The 20,153-nt window shown below is 45.2% G+C and carries 22 protein-coding genes; 1 reads left to right on the top strand and 21 read right to left on the bottom strand.

Going from position 1 to position 20,153, the window contains the following annotated elements; genetic code table 11:
* Nucleotides 1–9 precede the first annotated feature (9 nt).
* The 11 genes from DWX61_RS15780 to DWX61_RS15830 all read right to left on the bottom strand — a co-directional run bounded on the left by DWX61_RS15780 (nt 10) and on the right by DWX61_RS15830 (nt 8,609).
* Nucleotides 10–300: a hypothetical protein gene (locus DWX61_RS15780; protein WP_118626263.1), complete on the bottom strand. Its 291-nt coding sequence runs from the start codon at nt 298–300 to the stop codon at nt 10–12.
* Nucleotides 301–388: 88 nt separating this feature from the next.
* Entirely contained in the window at nt 389–529 is a 141-nt protein-coding gene (locus DWX61_RS15785) for a hypothetical protein (protein ID WP_182434027.1), read from the bottom strand.
* A gap of 700 nt (nt 530–1,229) precedes the next feature.
* A complete protein-coding gene (locus DWX61_RS15790) occupies nt 1,230–1,619 on the bottom strand; it encodes a hypothetical protein (RefSeq protein WP_182434028.1) in 390 nt (129 codons plus the stop codon).
* Between the two features lie 138 nt (nt 1,620–1,757).
* A complete protein-coding gene (locus tag DWX61_RS15795) occupies nt 1,758–3,449 on the bottom strand; it encodes a recombinase family protein (RefSeq protein ID WP_004849806.1) in 1,692 nt (563 codons plus the stop codon).
* 38 nt (nt 3,450–3,487) lie between these two features.
* Nucleotides 3,488–3,673 (bottom strand): hypothetical protein, encoded by a 186-nt coding sequence (locus DWX61_RS15800; RefSeq protein ID WP_004614956.1) that lies wholly within the window; start codon nt 3,671–3,673, stop codon nt 3,488–3,490.
* A gap of 270 nt (nt 3,674–3,943) precedes the next feature.
* Nucleotides 3,944–5,284, bottom strand: coding sequence for a virulence-associated E family protein (locus tag DWX61_RS15805; RefSeq protein WP_117825513.1), 1,341 nt, complete (start codon nt 5,282–5,284; stop codon nt 3,944–3,946).
* Nucleotides 5,169–5,909, bottom strand: coding sequence for a CHC2 zinc finger domain-containing protein (locus DWX61_RS15810; RefSeq protein ID WP_118626265.1), 741 nt, complete (start codon nt 5,907–5,909; stop codon nt 5,169–5,171). The genes DWX61_RS15805 and DWX61_RS15810 overlap by 116 nt, the downstream gene beginning before the upstream one ends.
* Before the next feature lie 47 nt (nt 5,910–5,956).
* The gene (gene mobQ, locus DWX61_RS15815) at nt 5,957–7,429 is read right to left on the bottom strand and encodes a MobQ family relaxase (RefSeq protein WP_117825509.1); all 1,473 of its coding nucleotides are present in this window, start codon (nt 7,427–7,429) and stop codon (nt 5,957–5,959) included.
* A gap of 2 nt (nt 7,430–7,431) precedes the next feature.
* On the bottom strand, nt 7,432–7,749 hold the full coding sequence (locus DWX61_RS15820) for a DUF3847 domain-containing protein (protein WP_182434029.1): 318 nt from the start codon (nt 7,747–7,749) through the stop codon (nt 7,432–7,434).
* A 286-nt stretch (nt 7,750–8,035) separates the two neighbouring features.
* Nucleotides 8,036–8,239, bottom strand: coding sequence for a hypothetical protein (locus DWX61_RS15825; protein ID WP_117825505.1), 204 nt, complete (start codon nt 8,237–8,239; stop codon nt 8,036–8,038).
* 145 nt (nt 8,240–8,384) lie between these two features.
* Entirely contained in the window at nt 8,385–8,609 is a 225-nt protein-coding gene (locus tag DWX61_RS15830; protein WP_008368839.1) for a helix-turn-helix domain-containing protein, read from the bottom strand.
* Between the two features lie 302 nt (nt 8,610–8,911).
* Here DWX61_RS15830 and DWX61_RS15835 point away from each other — a divergent pair, with 302 nt between their 5' ends.
* Entirely contained in the window at nt 8,912–9,952 is a 1,041-nt protein-coding gene (locus DWX61_RS15835) for a hypothetical protein (protein ID WP_118224832.1), read from the top strand.
* Nucleotides 9,953–9,955: 3 nt separating this feature from the next.
* Here the strand turns inward: DWX61_RS15835 and DWX61_RS15840 are convergent, their stop codons facing one another.
* The 10 genes from DWX61_RS15840 to rpsL all read right to left on the bottom strand — a co-directional run bounded on the left by DWX61_RS15840 (nt 9,956) and on the right by rpsL (nt 20,105).
* Nucleotides 9,956–11,770, bottom strand: coding sequence for an ABC transporter permease (locus DWX61_RS15840; RefSeq protein ID WP_118004623.1), 1,815 nt, complete (start codon nt 11,768–11,770; stop codon nt 9,956–9,958).
* A gap of 14 nt (nt 11,771–11,784) precedes the next feature.
* A complete protein-coding gene (locus DWX61_RS15845; RefSeq protein ID WP_117825499.1) occupies nt 11,785–12,450 on the bottom strand; it encodes an ABC transporter ATP-binding protein in 666 nt (221 codons plus the stop codon).
* 151 nt (nt 12,451–12,601) lie between these two features.
* A complete protein-coding gene (locus tag DWX61_RS15850) occupies nt 12,602–13,633 on the bottom strand; it encodes a sensor histidine kinase (protein ID WP_118004665.1) in 1,032 nt (343 codons plus the stop codon).
* Nucleotides 13,630–14,319, bottom strand: a complete 690-nt coding sequence (locus DWX61_RS15855) for a response regulator transcription factor (protein WP_199650792.1) — start codon at nt 14,317–14,319, stop codon at nt 13,630–13,632. The genes DWX61_RS15850 and DWX61_RS15855 overlap by 4 nt, the downstream gene beginning before the upstream one ends.
* 208 nt (nt 14,320–14,527) lie before the next feature.
* Nucleotides 14,528–14,665: a helix-turn-helix transcriptional regulator gene (locus tag DWX61_RS15860; RefSeq protein ID WP_081019441.1), complete on the bottom strand. Its 138-nt coding sequence runs from the start codon at nt 14,663–14,665 to the stop codon at nt 14,528–14,530.
* A gap of 141 nt (nt 14,666–14,806) precedes the next feature.
* Complete coding sequence (locus DWX61_RS15865) at nt 14,807–15,169, bottom strand: DUF3221 domain-containing protein (RefSeq protein ID WP_118626269.1); 363 nt, start codon at nt 15,167–15,169, stop codon at nt 14,807–14,809.
* A 355-nt stretch (nt 15,170–15,524) separates the two neighbouring features.
* The gene (tuf, locus tag DWX61_RS15870; RefSeq protein ID WP_118515188.1) at nt 15,525–16,718 is read right to left on the bottom strand and encodes an elongation factor Tu; all 1,194 of its coding nucleotides are present in this window, start codon (nt 16,716–16,718) and stop codon (nt 15,525–15,527) included.
* A gap of 125 nt (nt 16,719–16,843) precedes the next feature.
* Nucleotides 16,844–18,967: an elongation factor G gene (gene fusA / locus DWX61_RS15875; protein ID WP_226844532.1), complete on the bottom strand. Its 2,124-nt coding sequence runs from the start codon at nt 18,965–18,967 to the stop codon at nt 16,844–16,846.
* 18 nt (nt 18,968–18,985) lie between these two features.
* Nucleotides 18,986–19,456, bottom strand: coding sequence for a 30S ribosomal protein S7 (gene rpsG / locus DWX61_RS15880; protein WP_207660371.1), 471 nt, complete (start codon nt 19,454–19,456; stop codon nt 18,986–18,988).
* 229 nt (nt 19,457–19,685) lie between these two features.
* Complete coding sequence (gene rpsL / locus DWX61_RS15885) at nt 19,686–20,105, bottom strand: 30S ribosomal protein S12 (protein WP_015526360.1); 420 nt, start codon at nt 20,103–20,105, stop codon at nt 19,686–19,688.
* Nucleotides 20,106–20,153: the final 48 nt, after the last annotated feature.

The raw sequence follows: 20,153 nt of genomic DNA on the forward strand, positions 1-20,153 counted from the left end.
ATGTGCAATTCATCTCACCACCTGAAGAGGTGGGAGAATTCTTGCTACATTTGTTAAAACGAATACGAGAAAACTCGAAATCCGAACCATCACACTGCCCGGAACTCCGGGATATCCGCTGAAAATATGCGCCATAGCATCCATCAGCAATAACAGAGAAGCAAAACTCTCCATCAGGATAAGATACCGACGCTTTTCCCTGTCATAATTACTGCTCAGAAATATACATAATGTAGCTATGGCACAAAATGCACATCCCCATATAAGTATCGCTACCTGCAGTACTTTATCATCCGGCATAAAAAACACTCCTCACATTCGTCACTTACAATAAGTATTGCACTTTACCGTGTAAAAGTCAACCTTTCAAAAAAATCCCAAAGTATTTCTACTCCGGGATTTTTTTCAGTTCTGATAAAATTTTAATTTCCACATCCTTTTCATTTCGCACTCCACGGCCTGCTACTACCAGAACATTCTCTTCCTCAAGGCTCTTTACCTTATCAATGACCCTGGATGATAGAATCATGATCCTGGAATCTGCCATTTTTTCGTTTACTGGAATAAGGTTGTCCTAAATTCTTTATTGCCAACGCCTACTACTTCCTCTGCCATTTTCTTATTGCGCCCGTAATTTTTTATTATTATAATCTGAACATGGGTGCTACCATAACGGTAGGCGGTTAGTTCTTCTCCAGAGGGACTATGGTCTACACTCCGTTACGGTCGGTGCTAAACGAGTGCCACCGGCACTCAGCACCCCTCTGATTACATAGAAACCCGAAAGGGAATCCACTGGAAAGGAGGGCTAAGCCATGAGTATTATTGACTTCATAGCTGTGGTTAGCTTCGGCTTAACCTGCTTTGGTCTTGGATATACCTTTGGCAAAGATAATAATAAATCACAAAAATAACCGCCCCAGCCTGCAAACTAAGCGGTTATCTTTGATATCTTAATAGTAAAACGTACTAACCGTCTATCGGTAGCACTCTATTTCTAAAATCATATTATCACGCATCTGTGAAAATGTCAAAAAGTTCTTTTTCCATAGTATGTAATACGAATTTGAAAAGTTACTGTTCACTCCGTTCTCAGTAACACGCTTCGCGATGCACAGAATTTATGCTGATCGCATAAATTCGCGCAGTATGTCTCTGGTTGTCTGTGACCTTCGCTCACAAAAAACACCTCGCGGAACATTACCAGTGAACAGTAACTTTGAAAATACTTATAAGCCGAAAAAATGCACCAGTACCAGCTTGAGCACAGCAGCTCCACCAAAAGCAACAACTGCAGTTACAACTAATTGCATAGGTTTTGGGAAATTTTCGAACACAAAAACTTTCCTACTCTTGCTCCGCACCTTGCTTAAAGATCCTGTCGTAAATGCTGCCATCATTATGACTGACACAGATACCAAGGTCTCACAATAGCCGGCAAGCTTTCCTAACACATCATTATACATATATGCACCTGTTTCATGCAGAATCCAGTATAGAACCAATGCACAAACTCCCATGACACTTTGGAGCTTCATTTCTTTAAAAATCTTCTCTTTCTCTGTAGTTGCATAATCTGACATTGTTTTAGCAATTTTTCTTTCTTCTTCGTTCATCATCTCGCTTTTCCTTTCCCCACTGATAATCTCCGGAATACTGATATCATAATAATCTGCAATATCCACAAGAATACTGATATCCGGCATATTGTTTCCCGTTTCCCTTAATTAAAGATATTGTTGGGTAAAAAAGAAAGGTCAGTCGATTTTGCCAATGAAGCGGTAGTAGATTTCTACTTCCTGCTCACGGCTTCCGTCCTCGCCCTTGACAGCTTCGTGGACGGTTATTTTTTCAATTAGAGTGTTCAGAAGTTCGGCGGTCAGCTCCACAGGGTTGACATACTGTTTCATCAGGGCAATCCACTTTTCAGCGTCCGCTGCGGTCTGTACGGCGGCTTCCATCGTTTCGTGAAGCTGCCTTATTTTTGTTTCAAGCTCCTTTTGCTCGTTCTGGTACTTCTCGGACAGCATATTGAAGTTATACTCGGTTATGCGTCCGGCAGACCAGTCCTCATACATTTTAGCAAACAGCCCGTCAACCTCGGCTTTACGCTTCTCTGCCTTTTTCAGCTCCGCAGCCTGCTTTTTCTTCGCAGAGTTTCTTTCCCTGTCGCTGGCATTGAGCAGCCGTTTCAGCAGCTTGTCCTCGTCTTTCTGTACCATCATAGACCAGTATTGCAGTCTTGCAAGCACATAGGCATACAGTACATCATAGCGGATATAGTGCATGGAACACTGGCGTAATCCCTGTCCGTACTTACTGCAATGGTAGTGTGCATAGGGATTTTTGTTCTGGCTGTTTACACCATAAGCCAATGACCATCCGCAGTCCGCACATTTTACCAGCCCGGAAAATATCTGCGTTGTGCCATTCTTCTGTCGCCTGCGTCTGCTTGCAATCAGCTCCTGAACTTTTTGGAACACTTCTTCGGAAATGATGGCTTCGTGGGTATTTTCCACACGATACCATTCTTCTTGCGGCTTCCGCACCTTTTTCTTGTTCTTGAATGAAATGTTGCTCTGCTTGTTGTGAACGCTGTGACCGATGTAGGTTTCCTCTTTCAAAATGCTCTTGACCTGTGCAATCGTCCACGCATAGGCTTTTTCTGCGGGCGCACCGGCGTAGATATTGGCGAAAGTCCCGTATCTTTCATAGTTCAGCCAGCCGGGGGTAGGTACTTTCTCCTCCACCAGAATCCGTGTAATGCTGGCGGCTCCACGCCCGTGTACGGCAAGGTCAAAAATCTTCTCTACAATCCAGCGCGTTTCCGGGTCGATCAGAAGATGACCTTTTTTGTCCGGGTCTTTTACATAGCCCAGTGGTGCATAGGCTCCATAGTGTGCGCCATTGGCAAATCTTGTGTGCATGGCAGCCTTGACCTTTTTGCTGGTCTGTCGGGCGTGCATTTCATTCAGGATGTTTAAGAACGGGGCAAGCTCGCTTTCTCCGTTGATGGTGTCCACATTGTCATTGATGGCAATGTAGCGTACTCCCTTGCTGGGGAAATAGATTTCCGTGTACTGACCGGTCAGGATATAGTTTCTTCCCAGACGGGATAAGTCCTTTGTGACAACGCAGTTGATTTTCCCGTCCTCGATGTCATCAATCATCCTTTGGAAACTTGGACGCTCGAAATTTGTCCCGCTCCATCCGTCGTCAATGTACTCGTCTACAACAGTCAGCCCATGCTCTGCGGCATACTGCCTAAGCATCATGCGCTGGGTCTGGATACTGCCGCTTTCCCCCTGTAATTCATCGTCACGGCTCAATCTCAAATATAGTGCAGTGTTATAAATCGTTGTATTGTATGGTTGTTTCACGGTTAAAAATCCTCCTTCTAAAAGAAACAACCCACGCTTATACAATACTCGCTGGTACAAGTATATCATAAGCGTGGGCTGATTGACAGTCGTTATTCCGTATTTTTTCAGGAAGCGGCGGCAGCGTGCTGGATCACATCTTCCAGCAGACTGTCAAGCGGCTTCCCATCCTGTGCGAAATGCTCCGATACCTTGATACGGACTTTCCCCATGACAAAATACTGGGTGCCGTCTTTTTCGGTAAGCAGGGTGCCGCTGTTTTTGTTATTGCTCTCGTTTTTGTTTTTTGCCATAGGCAGTTACCTCCATAAATGAAATATGCCCGACAAGGGAATGTCAGGCAGGTGTACAGCCGCAGACTGTCTCCATGTCAACCAAACCGTGTCAACCGGCAGAAAAGACTTTGAAAACAATCCATAGGCGCTCTATGATTACTTTTTACTTTTTCTTTGATTTCTTGGTTGACATGGTTGACAAAGGAGAGAAATGCCCCAAATATCAGGCTTTTCCCCGTCAACCGGCTGTCAACCGAAGCGTCAACCAAACTGTCAACCGGTGGCTTTTCAGAATGGCAGTTCCATTTGCCGGGCTTCTTCTTCCGTGATTTCCTGAAAACCGTCCCCCTCCGGCGGAGCTTGGTTGACACGCTCCCAACCTTTTTGAGAACCGTATTTCTTATACCGCTTCGGGCTTTTGTAGGCTGCCCAGCCCTGTATGATGCCGCCCGCAATGCCGGTATTCATAATCTCGCAGATTGCCCGTGTCTCCCAGTCTGCCGGGGAATTTAAGTTCCCCAGCGCTTCCTCATAAAGCTGCTTGGAGCATACCCTGTCGCCGGTGTAGTCCTCCAAATAGGCGTAGATCATGCCAGCCTGTGTGTCCTCCTGCATGAAGTCCTGCTGGTGGGCGTTCAGGTATCGGTTCATTTCCATGCTGAATGACAGCTTATACTTCCCACTGCGGTAAACCGTCATGGCTTCCGCCCACATCTGTTCGATATACGCCCTCGCCGCCGCTTCATCGTCCAGTATGTGAACCTCCGCCCGTTCCGGGTACACCGTCACGGGGAGAAAGCGCCGGTTGCCGGTGCGGTCACGGGGTAAAAAGTCCTGCCGGTTGGTCGTCCCTCCGAATACACATTGCCGCAGCCGGTCTGCCGGATGTGTCTCATACGGCACTTTGTAGGTTTCTTTCTGGCGGCTTAAGAATGACTTGATTTCCTCAATACTCTTGGCGTTGGCTGTGGCGATCATCTCCGACATCTCGATAATCCAATGCCCTTGCAGCTTGCGGTACACATTTTCATCGTCCAGCTTCTTCAAATCGTCTGAAAACCATTCGTCCCTGCCTGCCAGCATCCGGAAAAAGGTAGATTTCCCGGCTCCCTGACCACCAACCAGACAGAGCATGACCTCAAACTTGCTCCCCGGTCTGAATACACGCCGGATGGCTCCCATCAGGAACAGTTTCAAGGCTTCATAAGTGTATTCGTCCGTATCGGCTCCCAGAAAGTGATGCAGGGCGTAACGGATGCGCTCTGTGCCGTCCCATTGCAGGCTGTTCAGGTAATCCCTGACCGGATGGTAGCGGTTTTCATTGGCAACAATCTTGATGGCGCTCTGCACCTTTTTCTCGCTGGTAAGCCCGTAGTTTTCTTCCAGATACAAAAGCAGGTAGTTCATGTCCATGTCGGTCAGCGTGGTACTGGTGCGCTCCCAGCCCAGCGGCTTCACAATGTCAATCTGCTCCGTCAAAAGGTTCAGGCGCAGCGCCCCACGAAACAGCGGGTCACGCTGGAACACCGTCAGGCAGTTTCGGATGCTGTTCTTCACGCCGCCTTTCTGCGTCCCCTCTAATGTCTCCCGGATTTCTGCCGGTGTCTGCGCCGGTTCCATTGTGTCCATCGTCCTTTTGACCGCTTCCTGCGTTTCCGGCGGCAAGCTCTGAAATTCGCTGTTCAAGCCGCAGCACCTCCTTTCCCTGTGCGGCGATCAATGCCGCTTTTTCTTCTATTTCTCCGTATAACAAAATATCCAAAAGGTATTCTGTGTAGCTTATCCTCTGCAACGCTTCCGCAAAAAGAGGATGCCAGATGGCATCCTGCGGCTGTGGGGCGTATGCTGTTTTCCAATGCTCCAGCAGGCGCAGATAATCGCATAGCACCCGGAAACAATACCGTTCCGTTTCCTGAAATCTCTGCTCCGCTGATTTTTGTCGAGACTGTGACCTGTTGTGACGCTTCCTATCTGGCGGCGCATTGCCGGATTTCTCATAGGAAACGCCGAAGTCCTCCGCAAGCCTGACCGCAGCTTCCCGTTTCCCCAATCCATGCAGCAAAGCGGCAAAGTCGATCACATCCCCGGAAGCCCCGCAACCGAAGCAGTAAAAGCGGCTGTCCACTTTCATGCTGGGCATGCGGTCATTGTGGAATGGACAGCAGACCATGCCGTTTCTCCCCACCCGGATTCCATAGAATGAAGCAGCCTGCCGGGTGGTAACAGACTGTTTCACCGCTTCAAATACATTCAAATGCTCCCTCCATAAAAATGCCGGTAGCGGTAAAGCTGCCGGTTATGTCATAGCTCCATCTCGTGTTTCTTTCTCTGTACTTCCTGTGGCTGCTCCCTCCGGCGCAGTGCGGTATCTACGGCGTTCTGCACCTGCCGCAGCCGTATGACTTCCTCCCGGAGCGGCTTGTGCTGCGGAGACAGTTCGGCATACTCTGTTTTTAACTGTGCGTATTCCTGTTTCCATGCTTTCAGGGCAATGGGTTTTCCGTCCAGTTTTTCTTTCAGAATACGGCGGGCAGCATAAAACAGCCGTAACTCCGCATCGTGGGATGTTTCAAATTTCTCCCTCTGTTTCTTAAACTTGATATTGTTCAATTCCGTATGAACAGGTTTTAGCCGCTGGTAATTCTCGCCCTCCCGTATCAATTCCTGCAATTCCTTTATCCGGGCAGATTTCTTTTTCATGGAGCCGCTTAATGCTTCAAATTCTTCACTGACAGAGGAAAGACGCTCCTGCAAATCCTCTAATGTGAGCAGCTTGTTTTCCGTCAGATAATTGACGGCTTCGGCAAACTGTTTTAAGTTTCCGGTTCTGGCTTTATTGCTCCATGCCCCTGCGTTGCGCTGGTTGTAATAAGCGATCAGCAGGTCGGCAAGGTTCGGTGTCTGCGGTTTGGAAAGTTCTTCTTTTACCTCTGCCATCCAGACAAACAGGGCTTTGATCTTCTTCCTCACATCCTGCATGAGCCGGTTGGTGGCTTTAATCCAGCGGTTCAGTTCCCCTTTCTCGGTGCGGATGCCCTTTGCTTCCATCTGCCGGACATTAGCTCCCTCGTGGACAGTAGGTATCAGGTCAAGCCCCTGCCGCACATAGGAACGGTGGTCGATACGCACATCCAGCCCTTTTTCCTCAAATTTTGTATTAACGGCAGCCGCCCACTGCTCCCGCCAGTGTTCCAGCGTTTCCGGCTCGTGCCAGTCTGTTGTATGGACAGCGTTAAACACATAATCGCCGTTTTTATCCCGGATTCGGTTTCCATCTTCATCAAGAAGATATTCCCGCCGCTGTTTTTGTCCCCATGTGCCATCCGGGTTCAAAGGGCGCATGGTTGTCATCACATGGAAATGTGGGTTAGGGATGCCGCCGTCCTCTTTCTCCGGGCTGTGAAAAGCAAGATCGGCAATCATGCCTTTTGCCACAAACTGCTCCTGCACGAACTTCCTCGCCAGCTCCATGTTTTCTTCCAGCGTCAATTCATTCTGCATGGCAATATCAAAGGAATAGGCAAGCTGGGCTTTTGGATGTTTCTCGCAGCTTTCCACAGCATTCCAGAGGGTCGCCCGGTCAAGATATATTTCCGGCGCATGGGGCGGCAGCATGATTTCCGAAGCGATCACGCCGCCCTTTTTGGTGTAGTCGCTGACTTCTCCATAGTAGCTGCTGTAAAGACGCTCCCCGGCTCGGTAGGCTGCGCTGGCAATGGCGCTCTGACCGGCGCTGCGCTTTATCTGTGCGATTGAAAAATGATAAAGTGCTATCCTTAGTCACCGCCTTTCTCCTGCCCGGAAATACGGGCGTGGTTCTCTGCGGCAGACCGGATGAAATGCTCCGCCTGCGGCAGATTCAAAATGTTTTCCATGAGGGAATAAAATTCCGCTTCGGTCAGCTCCTTTGTCTGTGGCGCAATGCTCTCAATAGCTGCCCCACGGGTAATCAGCCGGTGCGTCCTCTGTTTCCGGGAACCGCTTTCCAGATACGCCTGCCGGTTTTTCAAACGCTGCATTTTCCGTTTTTCCCGTTCCAGCAGGACAGTGGTTTTTTCATATTCCTGCTTCAACTGTTCCAAAGATTTTTCCATGTTCTCACATCCTTTACTTATAAGATAAAGAAAGACCATCCGCAGACAGTCCGTGTGTCAGTGCTTCTATAAAACCCGATGAAAAGGGAAAACCGCAGAGCGGATTTCTCTTTTCGGCGGGTACACAGGGGATAGCCGCTTTAGCGGCGCAAGGGGGTGCAGCCGCCTTGTCGGAGCGAAGCGAACGCAGACCTCGGATTGCTGATTTTATCAGCGGCAGAGGTAAGCTCCGCAGGACGCACGATACATGGTCTTTAGACTATGTATAGAAGTGCGCCCTTAGTTCCTAAGGGATTTTGCCGTTTCCGGCAGTCTTGTCCTTTTTCTTGGAACGCTTGGAAAGATACTTCGGGCAGTCAACCACAACCGCCCGGAAGCTCTGTTTACATTGGTGCTGGCATTTCCGGCACAGTTCGTTGTAAGTGATACGGCTGCGGTCATTTAAGAAGAAAGACCATTCCAGCCGCCGCTTGTTGCTCATTCTTGCCATAACCGGCTCCTTTCTCCGTTTCTATCTGATGTACGCAGACAGGCTGTTTTGGTGTAGCGTTTCGGTATCATTTTTAAGGTTTTTTCCCTCTGTATGCCCCTTTGGAAAGTGCGGCAGTATGCAGTCAGGGAATGATACCTCACGCTTATTTGTCGCTTCTCGGTACGGTTTCGGAGCCTTTTGCCATCCATTCAAAGAAAGCAATTTTGCTGACCTTGATAAGCCTGCCCCTGCGGAACGCCGGAAAGCCGGGGGTGTGTACCAGCTCATAGGCGCTCGCTCTTGAAATTCCCATAATCCGCTGGATGTCCGCCACATCCAGAACCAGCGGTAAATCCTCGTAGCTGTTCAATCTCTTTTTATCGTTCATTCTGTTCCTCCCATAAATCAAATAGGTTAAAATGCTTCCTGCTGCCGTTCTCCCCAAAAGCCGTTTTCCTGCCCCATTCCTGCGGTGTTTCCCTGCATTGGTGCGCCGGATGCGTCACTTCTCCTGCCGGTCATATCCCTTTTGGACGGTCATTCACTTGTCAAGGTGCTGTGTGGCACGAAATTACCAACTGCAATCATCATAGCGGACTATCCTTGACAAAACAATACTTCTGCGATACCATGAGTGTAACTGATATAACTAAATTATATAATTACCATAAACAAAGGCAGGGGATAGGGATGGAGAATCAGTTTATACGGCATGAGCCATGTTTTGAGAGGATTTTGTTCGTCCTGACGCTGGACAGGAAGAAAATGAAAGAGAGGATTTTGATTGGGGAAGAACAGCAGATCCGCTTCCGTCTGAACGGGAGCCAAAACGCAGAGGTGCTTTGTGATATGACACGCCCACTGGGGACTTTTTTGATAAACTTTGAGCGTGACACGGACAGAGACTGGAACTTATATGGGCTTTCTCCGCTGCGGCAAGCCCTCCACTCCAACCGATGGAAACAGCCGGAGCTGGAGCAGGCGGCAAGCGAATTTCTTTGGGAGAAATATCTTAGCAACGACCCTCTGAAAATGTATGTGGCGTTCCGTATCTGGAACAGCTATCTGCTTGCCAGAGAACCCCGTGACCGTAACGCTGCCTGTGACCGCTTCATGGATAAAATGAGCAGCCTGACCGGGGTATTCCATAACGAAACCATGAGCTTTGACAGAGAAACAGGAAAACCGAAACATTTTCAAGCTGGCAGCCTTTATTTCAAAGGCGCACCGTCAGAAGATACCCGGCTTGACCTCTGGTTCCCGGACAACCGGCGCACAGAAGAATGTGTGTCTGCCTATGCGTCCCTCTACCCCTTGATTACCTATTATCTGAACAGGCTGAATGACTGGGGGCTTTGCTTCCGGCAGTGCAAGGTCTGCGGGAAATATTTTCTGGCAAAGAGCCAGCGGTATGAGCTGTGCAGCGACAAGTGCCGAAAAGTACAGGCGCTTCAAAACAAGCGGGAATTTGACGAGAGGGCAAGAGAAAATAACTATGACCTGCTTTATAAAAATGAATGCCAGAACTGGCGCAACAAAATAAACCGGGTAAAAAATACCGCAGGCTTTCCGGCTGACCGTCTGGAAAAAATACAGGCTGCCTTTTCCGACTTTAAGAAAGAAGCATTGCAGAGAAAAAAGGCTGTAAAAACAGGAACAGCCAGCCCGAAAGAATTTACGGACTGGCTGTATCAGCAGAGTAATGTAATTGTGGAGCTGACGGATTATTAAAACTTAGCCTATCGTTCTAATGCGCTCTATAATTGAGTGCTGTTGCAAAGATTTCTTTTGATATACTGATACTACATGATAGACCATCACAACCGCAGCAAGGTATAAAAACACAAAAAGAACTGGGAAGTGATATTCAAAGTATGAAAGTCCGGGAATTTTTGATATTTGGGTACAAAGCAGCAATCCGATTGGTATGCCTAAAATGCAGCTTCCTATAAAACTTCCAACCAGATAGATGAAACTTTCCGACTGCTGTACTTTTCGCAACTGCAATTTTGTCATACCTGTAGCTTCCAGTAGTGCATAGTCGTGTCTTCTGGCAATTGCATTTGTAATGCTGGTATTCAGCATATTTATAAATGAAAACAGACTAATAAGCACCACCAAAACTGTAATGATGACTTTCGCATTATGGAAGTAATCTTCCAATGCCATAACATCATCAGCCAAAACAGACACATCAACTCTGTCGTCATCTATAAAAATTTCTTTGATTATCTCTGTTGCTACGTCTTTTCCGTTATCATCCAAACAAATATACCATGCAAGCGTACAATTCATTTCTGACAGTGATTTCATATTTTCACCACTTGTATAAATAACAAGCCCGGTATCGCTGTTTTCTACAAATCCGCTTACAACTAACGCCACTTCTTTTTGACCATATCCTGTATCTATGATATACGGCAGATAATCTCCAACTTGAAGCTGCATATTCAGTTTCTGATAATAAGGAGACTGTCTATTGATAGCAACAGGAATTGCTCCATTCTGTAATTCATGACTTGGTTGCATACCCTCAACAATTTCATTTTTAAATGTTTCTGGATTTACAGCATTTTCAATGGACAGTTCAAATTTTTCCCCCTCGGAATTTGTCAGAATGCCGTCCAGCATATACAATTCATAAACATCTTTTACACCTGAAATGTTATACAATTTTTGCTTTTGTTCTTCTGTAAATGGTGTAGATTTCATTAAATCATAGGTGGATTCTTCATCAGCCGTTGAATTTAGTAGTACAAATACATCACTATTTCCCTGATAAGGTTGTGACGCAAGTCTTTCGGGATTTATCGCATTCAATATTGAAAAAACACCGAACATTAAAATCCCACTCATAATGAGAGATAAAAATGTATAGGCAGCTTTCTTTCTATTGGCTCTACAATACATCCACCCGATTCTTATAGGCGTAAGTTTACGCTTTGCCCCAACACTTCTAAAATAGTTTGTTGCCTGTGTATGTTGTGCTTCTATTGGTGATGTAGATGCAGCCATTTTCGCTGGTGCTTGAAAAGCCAAAGCTGTGATAATCCAAATAAATATGCCGGAGATTACCGCACATACAATGCTTGGTATCCAGTAAAAATGAAGTGGTAAAACTATGTTTACCAGAAAACCGATGACTGTTCCCAATACAATGCAAGGTTTTGCTATTTTGTCACGTTCTTTCTTGACCACTGATTTAATTTGCTGGTATGTTGCGCCGATTGCCCGTAATTGTGCAAATTCATGTACTCGTTGCAGTACAGATACATAAAGAATATTTTTGACAGCCAGCCCTGCCGTACAAAGAAGTACAATAACAATTCCTAAAACAGTTCCTACTGCTTCAGTTGTATTATTTACATGGGCGATCTGCTGCGTACTAAGCGTTGCGTTGCACAAAAGAATACCAGAAAAGCTCAACAGAAATGCCGCAATCAAGATGATAACTCTGATTAGAAATGTCCTATTCTTTTCAGAGAATACACTCTTTTCAGCAATCCTTTTCTCTATTCTCTCTGTATCATTTTCAAAAGGATAATTCATAATTCCCACCTCCTTTAACCTACAATTTTGCCATCCTCAATCCGCACAATGCGGTCTGCGAGCTGGGCAATCTCGTTATTGTGAGTAATCATTACAATGGTCTGATTAAATTCTCCGCTGGTACGTTTCAAAAGCCCTAACACATCTGCACTGGTCTTGCTGTCGAGATTTCCAGTCGGTTCGTCAGCAAGGACAATCGCCGGCTTTGTAATTAAAGCTCGTGCAATCGCTACACGCTGCTGTTGACCGCCTGAAAGATTGTTTGGCATATTTTCCAGCTTATCTTCTAAAGCCAGCATATACACAACTTCGTCCATAAATTTCTTATCTACGGTATCACCATCCAATTCCACAGGCAGGACGATGTTTTCATATACATTCAAAATCGGAACCAGATTGTAGTTTTGGAAAATAAACCCTATGTTACGACGGCGGAAAATTGTCAATTCATCATCATTTTTTTTCGCAAGTTCTTCCCCCCGTACAATCACGCTGCCGGAAGTGGGGGTATCAAGTCCTCCCATCATGTGGAGTAACGTAGACTTGCCGCTGCCGGAAGTTCCAACTACGGCAACAAATTCTCCCTGTTCCACAGTAAAATTTACACCATCAAGGGCACGAGTGATGTTTGGTTCTGTGCCATAATACTTCTTTAAGTCGATTGTTTGTAAAATGCTCATATTCAAATGCTCCTTTCAAGGCTTTCTACCTGTTGATGAAGTCATTGTAAACCACAAATGTTACACAAATGTCCGAGGTAGGAAAAATTTTTATCGAAAATCGAGATGAAATGTTACAATGCTCGGACATTTCAAAAAAAGTGGCTGTATCTTACCTGACAGGAAGCATAATAGAAAATTCTGAACCGTGTCCCGGCTCTGAAACGACTTTGATATAGCCGCCCTGCCTTGTCACAATCTCACGGGCTAAATACAAACCTATCCCCACGCCCTGTTGCTCATGTACTTCTTCCTCCCGGTAGAAACGCCGAAAGATGGATGCCTGATTGCTTTCAGAAATGCCCTTTCCGGTGTCGGTAACTTTGACCTCTACATACATTTCCCACAGAACCACCGATACAGAAATCTTTCCTCCCGGCGGTGTGTACTTTACCGCATTGTCCAGCAGATTGAAAAGGGCTTCGCTTGTCCACTTGCTGTCATGGGAGATTATCAAATTTTCCGGGCAATCCACGGATACAGCAATTTCTTTTTTCTCTGCGGCATATACAATACTGCTCATAGCTTGTGCAAGCGTATGGAATAAGCTGCTGTCTTTCTTTTCTAATCGTATTGCTCCGGTTTCTAACCGGGATGTTTTAACCAGTGCTTGGAACAGAAAATCCAGTTTATCAGTCTGACTGCGTATGCCTTGCAAAAAGTCCATCCGTTCTTCTTCTGAAACAGGCTTTGTTAAAAGTGTATCCGTTACCATTTGCAAATTGCTGACAGGCGTTTTGACTTGATGCGAAATATCAGAAATCAGCATTTGAAGCTCCTGTCGTTCCATGTCTACCTTGTGCCGGTTTTCCTGCATAATCTCATACAACCGGATTAAGCGGTGGTTGATACGGGCAAAAAGAGTTTCACTATCATTTGACTTTTGTAATTCCTCGTTTCCATCAATCATGTTGTCCAGCGTCCGGCACAAATTAGAAGTAAAATGAGAAAGGCGTTTTCCAAAAAACAGCACCAATAGCCAAATCCAGAAAAATGCACAGAGTGTCAATGTTCCACCTGCTATGAAAATTCGTATATCCTGCATTATACCGCCGAGAATACCGGTAATTACCAGCATAGAGAAAACCATGCCAGCACTAATCAGTCTACAAATTTTCTTAGCAGAAAGGTTATTCAGTTTCATTTCTTTTCGCCTCCTGTCCATTGATAACCCATACCGTAAACCGTTTTGATATATGTGTCGCCATCCGCTTCAATCTTACTGCGAATGCGGCTGATAGAAGTAGTAAGGGTATGTTCATCTACATATTTTTCATCAACGTCCCACAGCCTTTCCAAAAGTTGTTGGCGGGTAAGTACCTGCTTCGGATTTTTAAGAAATAGGTTCAGCATTTTATATTCCATCACAGAAAGCGCTAATGGTTTCCCGTTCAAACTTGCAAATTGTTCCGAAAAATCCAGAAACAGGCTACCATCCTCGTAAATATCCTTAGCTGGTTTGTGATGTTCCAACATAGCGAACATGGCTTTGATCTTTCGCTGCAAAGCACTAATCGAAAAAGGTTTCGTGATATAATCCACTGCACCAGCTTCATATCCTCGTATCTGATCGCTTTCCTGATCGTTGGCAGTTAGAAATATAACTACTGTATCAGGATGCTCTGGCTTGATAAGACGGCATAGGTCATAACCATTTCCGTCTGGTAAATTTATATCCAGCAATACCAAATCAAAAATGTTTGTTTTTAATGATTCAGCGGCTGTCCTTGCATTCAGAACAGAAGTTATTGTGTAACCGTCCAATTCCAAATTATAAGTAAGCGTTTTATTCAAAAGATTATCGTCTTCGACAATTAAAATCTGCTTCATATTGTCACTTCCTTTTCTTTTTGCAGATAGTATAACAGGCAAATGTCCGAGAATTGTTACAAGGACAAATATATTTTCCATTTTACAGCTTTTTTCTGTGTACTGCAATTTTATAAAAGAAAGGACAGCAGTGTCAAATTGCTGTCCTTACGGCTTATTATAGCTGGTAGTGTATAAGCGTGGGTTCATCATATTTGGTGTGGTATCTTTAACTATGGGAAACTCCGGTTTCCCATCTGGATACGGTCCTTCCAGAGACATTTAATATTTCTGCCAACTGCTCCTGTGTAATGCCTTTTTCTTTGCGAAGTTTTTTTAAAAAATTCCCGATTTTTACTTGGTCCACCTCAACTCCTCCTTTCATCATCAAATATAGAATCTGTTATCTGCAAATAACACGACACAAAGCGAGAAATGTCGTATTTTCACTAATAGACACAGTTGTCTATGCGTTTTTTATTTTTTCAATTATACAAACTGGAATTAGTCAGCCTTTGTTGTTCTCTGTTCTGTCATCAGGAGTTTTCAATGTAATGGCATAAACTGTCCCCACTTTTAATGGGTCTGTCTCCATAACATTTCCGTCGTGATATACAACAATTTCGTCACCAACAGAAAGGTTGGTATAACTGTCCTTGTTTTCTACACTCAAAGATATTGACCACCTTGACCCATTCGGATACCCATCTGCTGTATCAGAGTACATTATGACATAATCGTTATGCACCTCTTCTACAATACCCGTTACACTTGGTTTGTTCTCAATAATATAATTCATACTCTTGGTGTTGCAACCGCCCAGACCAAACACACAAACCAATGCTAGAACCAATGCTATCAACTTTTTCATAAAATCACACTCCTTTAGACTTCACAGTTGAAGAAATCTTACAATTTTTTTGTGCGGAAACCTTCTTCCTGCGGTATGTATCCGCATATCCTCTTCCTTTATTCTCGCCTAGATATATTCCAGATCTCCACAGTACGGTGTTCCTGCCAGATACCATTCCCTTGCCAATATGCGAAGAAAATAAAATTCTTCACATACCTGCCTGTTTTAATTTATTCGCTATTCTTTATAGCTGTATTCAAATCTTTCACATAACAGAAAAACCCCGGAAACCTTGCGGTTCCGGGGTATCTTACGTTTGGACACAATGTACCTTGCGGTACTCTATTTATAAAATTAAGATGTTATGCTAAAATTACTCGATGATTGTAGCAACACGTCCTGATCCTACAGTACGTCCACCCTCGCGGATAGCGAATGTAAGACCCTGGCTCATAGCGATCGGATGAATCAGCTCGATTGTCATCTCGATGTTATCTCCAGGCATGCACATCTCTGTTCCCTCTGGAAGGTTGCAAACACCTGTTACGTCTGTTGTTCTGAAGTAGAACTGCGGACGATAGTTGTTGAAGAATGGTGTATGACGGCCACCCTCGTCTTTAGTCAGAACGTAAACCTGAGCTGTGAATTTTGTATGGCATGTAAGTGTTCCTGGTTTAGCAAGAACCTGTCCACGCTCGATCTCGTTTCTCTGAACACCACGAAGAAGTGCTCCGATGTTATCACCAGCCTGAGCCTCATCAAGAAGTTTACGGAACATCTCGATACCAGTTACAACAACTTTACGAGTCTCTTCTTTGATACCAACGATCTCAACCTCATCAGATACGTGAAGAACACCAGCCTCAACTCTACCAGTTGCAACTGTACCACGTCCTGTGATAGAGAATACATCCTCTACAGGCATAACGAACGGCTTATCTGTGTCACGCTGTGGGTCTGGAATGTAGCTGTCAACAGCATCCATAAGCTCCATGATCTTGTCGCCCCACTCGCTGCTCGGATCCTCAAGTGCTTTAAGAGCAGAACCCTGGATAACCGGGATGTCATCTCCTGGGAAGTCATACTCGGAAAGAAGCTCACGGATCTCCATCTCTACGAGCTCAAGAAGCTCCTCATCGTCTACCATATCACATTTGTTCATGAATACAACGATGTAAGGAACACCTACCTGACGGGAAAGAAGGATATGCTCTTTAGTCTGAGCCATAACACCGTCTGTAGCAGCAACAACAAGGATAGCACCATCCATCTGAGCTGCACCTGTGATCATGTTCTTAACGTAGTCAGCATGTCCTGGGCAGTCAACGTGTGCATAGTGTCTATGCTCTGTCTCATACTCAACGTGTGCTGTAGAAATTGTGATACCACGCTCTCTTTCCTCTGGAGCTTTATCGATATTAGCGAAATCTGTAGCTGTGTTTCCTGCTACTCTCTCAGACAGAACTTTTGTGATAGCTGCTGTTAAAGTTGTTTTACCATGGTCAACGTGTCCGATGGTACCAATGTTACAATGCGGTTTTGTTCTCTCAAACTTAGCCTTTGCCATTTTAAAATGTCCTCCTTAAAAAACTTGACTCTGTATTCAGAGCATTTTTTCAGATTTAAACTTGCTAACCTTGATTATATTGCAAACCAAGGTTATTTGCAAGCATTTTATTATTTTATAGTAGATCAGTCCTTCTTAGAAAGGATCTTCTCCTGTACAGACTTCGGAACCTGCTCATATTTCTCGAAGAACATAGAGTAGTTACCACGTCCCTGTGTTCTGGAACGAAGGTCTGTAGCATATCCGAACATCTCGGAAAGCGGAACATATCCACGGATCATCTTACCGCCGCCGATATCTTCCATACCCTCGATACGTCCACGACGGGAGTTGATATCACCGATAACGTCACCCATGTAATCCTCTGGTGTAGTAACTTCGACCTTCATGATTGGCTCAAGAAGAACCGGAGCTGCTTTCTGCATAGCATCCTTGAATGCAAGAGAACCTGCAATGTGGAATGCCATCTCAGAAGAATCGACTTCATGGTAAGAACCGTCGTATACATTAGCATGTACACCAACTACCGGGAATCCTCCGAGGATACCAGCTTTCATAGCTTCCTCGATACCTTCGCCAACTGCCGGGATGTATTCCTTCGGAATAGCACCACCAACAACTGTGGACTCGAACTTGTACAGCTCTTCTCCGTTGGCATCCATAGGCTCGAATTTAACTTTACAGTGACCATACTGTCCACGACCACCAGACTGTTTTGCATACTTGCTGTCTACATCAACAGGTTTGGTGATTGTCTCTTTGTAAGCAACCTGAGGTGCACCTACGTTAGCCTCAACCTTGAACTCACGAAGAAGACGGTCAACGATGATATCCAGGTGAAGCTCACCCATACCAGCGATAATGGTCTGTCCTGTTTCCTGATCTGTATGAGCACGGAATGTTGGGTCCTCCTCAGCAAGCTTAGCAAGTGCCTCACCAAGTTTGCCCTGTCCAGCTTTTGTCTTAGGCTCGATAGCGAGCTCGATAACCGGCTCCGGGAACTCCATGGACTCAAGGATTACCGGATGCTGCTCGTCACAGATTGTATCACCTGTTGTAGTGAATTTGAATCCGATCGCTGCAGCGATATCTCCGGAGTAAACTTTGTCCAGCTCCATACGTTTGTTAGCGTGCATCTGAAGGATACGTCCAACACGCTCTTTTTTATCTTTTGTGGCATTCAGTACATAAGAACCGGAGTTCATTGTTCCTGAATAAACACGGAAATAAGCAAGTTTTCCTACGAATGGGTCAGTCATGATCTTGAATGCAAGAGCGGAGAACGGCTCATCATCAGAAGAATGTCTCTCAACTTCGTTGCCGTCAAGGTCAACACCCTTGATAGCCGGGATATCTGTAGGAGCCGGCATGTACTCAAGGATTGCATCCAGAAGTTTCTGAACACCTTTGTTTCTGTAAGCGGAACCGCAGCAAACCGGTACTGCTGTACACTCACATGTAGCTTTTCTGAGGACAGCTTTCAGTCTGTCTACAGAAGGCTCATCTCCCTCAAGATACTCCATCATGAGGTCATCATCCAGCTCGCAGATCTTCTCGATCAGCTCTGTATGATAAAGTTCTGCATCTTCCTGCATATCCTCCGGGATATCAACGATAGAGATATCGTCGCCCTTGTCATCATTGTAGATGTATGCTTTCATCTCGAAAAGGTCGATGATTCCTTTGAAGTCATCCTCTTTTCCGATTGGAAGCTGAAGGCAGATAGCATTTTTACCAAGACGAGTCTTGATCTGCTCTACTGCACCGTAGAAGTTTGCACCAAGGATATCCATCTTGTTGATGAATGCCATACGAGGTACATTGTAGGTATCAGCCTGACGCCATACGTTCTCAGACTGTGGCTCAACACCACCCTTAGCACAGAAAACGCCGACAGCACCATCAAGTACACGAAGGGAACGCTCAACCTCAACAGTGAAGTCTACGTGTCCTGGTGTATCAATGATGTTGATACGATGCTCAAGAGCACCTGGCTTTGGCTTGCAGTTCTCCTCAAGAGTCCAGTGGCATGTTGTAGCAGCGGATGTGATTGTGATACCACGCTCCTGCTCCTGCTCCATCCAGTCCATTGTTGCTGTACCTTCATGAGTATCACCGATCTTGTAGTTAACACCTGTATAATAAAGAATACGCTCTGTAAGAGTTGTTTTACCAGCATCGATATGCGCCATGATACCGATATTTCTGGTTCTCTCTAACGGATATTCTCTTCCTTCTTTTCCAGCCAATGAATTTTCCTCCTCGAATTAGAAGCGATAGTGAGCAAATGCTTTATTTGCCTCAGCCATCTTATGCATGTCTTCTTTTCTCTTAACGGATGCACCTGTGTTGTTCATTGCGTCCAGAAGCTCATTAGCCAGTCTTTCTTCCATTGTCTTCTCGCCTCTCTTACGTGAGAACATTGTAAGCCAACGAAGAGCAAGTGCCTGACGTCTGTCTGCTCTTACCTCGATCGGAACCTGATAAGTAGCACCACCGATACGTCTTGCTTTTACCTCGAGAACTGGCATGATGTTGTTCATAGCCTCTTCAAATACTTCAATTGCTGGTTTACCAGCTTTTTCCTCTACTCTGGCGAATGCACCGTATACAATTTTCTGAGCAACACCTTTCTTACCGTCTAACATGATGTTATTGATAAGTTTGGTAACCACTTTGTTATTGTACATCGGGTCAGCCAGAACGTCTCTTTTCTGAGTATGTCCTTTACGTGGCACGTTACTTCCCTCCTTAATCATATTGATTATATCATCGGTACTCACGCAGTAAAACTATTGCATGTTCGCACTGGTAAGGTCCTATATTTAACCCGCAACCGACAGGGTATATGGAATACCGTACAAATCCTTATAGTCTTCCGCTGTAATACATTAGATGAATAATATCTTTGTAATCCTCCTGATTATCTGCAATCAGGAAGCGGTGTAGATTTCTGATCTACAAAAATTATTTTTTAACTTTAGGTCTCTTAGCTCCGTATTTGGAACGAGCCTGTTTTCTGTTAGCGACACCTGCAGTATCAAGAGTACCTCTGATGATGTGGTATCTTGTACCAGGTAAGTCCTTAACTCTTCCTCCACGGATAAGAACAACGCTATGCTCCTGAAGGTTGTGACCCTCTCCTGGAATATAACTTGTTACCTCGATACCGTTGGAAAGACGAACTCTGGCGATCTTTCTAAGAGCTGAGTTAGGCTTTTTAGGAGTAGCTGTTTTAACAGCAGTACAAACACCACGTTTCTGTGGAGCAGCCTGATCAACTGCTTTCTTTCTTAAAGAGTTGTATGTTTTCTGCAGAGCCGGTGCTGTAGATTTCTTAACAGCTGTCTGACGGCCCTTTCTTACTAACTGGTTGAATGTTGGCATTCCATTTCACCTCCCGATTTATTTCTCCATGGGCTTTCCCATGGGGCC

Origin of the sequence: Ruminococcus sp. AF20-12LB, assembly GCF_003478985.1 — a bacterium.
Classification (GTDB): Bacteria; Bacillota; Clostridia; order Lachnospirales; family Lachnospiraceae; genus Blautia_A.

Excerpts from the sequence above, each read along its gene's own strand:
- DWX61_RS15780 (WP_118626263.1), bottom strand. The coding sequence starts at position 300 with ATGCCGGATGATAAAGTACTGCAGGTAGCGATACTTATATGGGGATGT.
- DWX61_RS15785 (WP_182434027.1), bottom strand. The coding sequence starts at position 529 with ATGATTCTATCATCCAGGGTCATTGATAAGGTAAAGAGCCTTGAGGAA.
- DWX61_RS15790 (WP_182434028.1), bottom strand. The coding sequence starts at position 1,619 with ATGATGAACGAAGAAGAAAGAAAAATTGCTAAAACAATGTCAGATTAT.
- DWX61_RS15795 (WP_004849806.1), bottom strand. The coding sequence starts at position 3,449 with ATGATATACTTGTACCAGCGAGTATTGTATAAGCGTGGGTTGTTTCTT.
- DWX61_RS15800 (WP_004614956.1), bottom strand. The coding sequence starts at position 3,673 with ATGGCAAAAAACAAAAACGAGAGCAATAACAAAAACAGCGGCACCCTG.
- DWX61_RS15805 (WP_117825513.1), bottom strand. The coding sequence starts at position 5,284 with ATGGACACAATGGAACCGGCGCAGACACCGGCAGAAATCCGGGAGACA.
- DWX61_RS15820 (WP_182434029.1), bottom strand. The coding sequence starts at position 7,749 with ATGGAAAAATCTTTGGAACAGTTGAAGCAGGAATATGAAAAAACCACT.
- DWX61_RS15825 (WP_117825505.1), bottom strand. The coding sequence starts at position 8,239 with ATGGCAAGAATGAGCAACAAGCGGCGGCTGGAATGGTCTTTCTTCTTA.
- DWX61_RS15830 (WP_008368839.1), bottom strand. The coding sequence starts at position 8,609 with ATGAACGATAAAAAGAGATTGAACAGCTACGAGGATTTACCGCTGGTT.
- DWX61_RS15835 (WP_118224832.1), top strand. The coding sequence starts at position 8,912 with ATGGAGAATCAGTTTATACGGCATGAGCCATGTTTTGAGAGGATTTTG.
- DWX61_RS15840 (WP_118004623.1), bottom strand. The coding sequence starts at position 11,770 with ATGAATTATCCTTTTGAAAATGATACAGAGAGAATAGAGAAAAGGATT.
- DWX61_RS15845 (WP_117825499.1), bottom strand. The coding sequence starts at position 12,450 with ATGAGCATTTTACAAACAATCGACTTAAAGAAGTATTATGGCACAGAA.
- DWX61_RS15850 (WP_118004665.1), bottom strand. The coding sequence starts at position 13,633 with ATGAAACTGAATAACCTTTCTGCTAAGAAAATTTGTAGACTGATTAGT.
- DWX61_RS15855 (WP_199650792.1), bottom strand. The coding sequence starts at position 14,319 with ATGAAGCAGATTTTAATTGTCGAAGACGATAATCTTTTGAATAAAACG.
- DWX61_RS15865 (WP_118626269.1), bottom strand. The coding sequence starts at position 15,169 with ATGAAAAAGTTGATAGCATTGGTTCTAGCATTGGTTTGTGTGTTTGGT.
- tuf (WP_118515188.1), bottom strand. The coding sequence starts at position 16,718 with ATGGCAAAGGCTAAGTTTGAGAGAACAAAACCGCATTGTAACATTGGT.
- rpsL (WP_015526360.1), bottom strand. The coding sequence starts at position 20,105 with ATGCCAACATTCAACCAGTTAGTAAGAAAGGGCCGTCAGACAGCTGTT.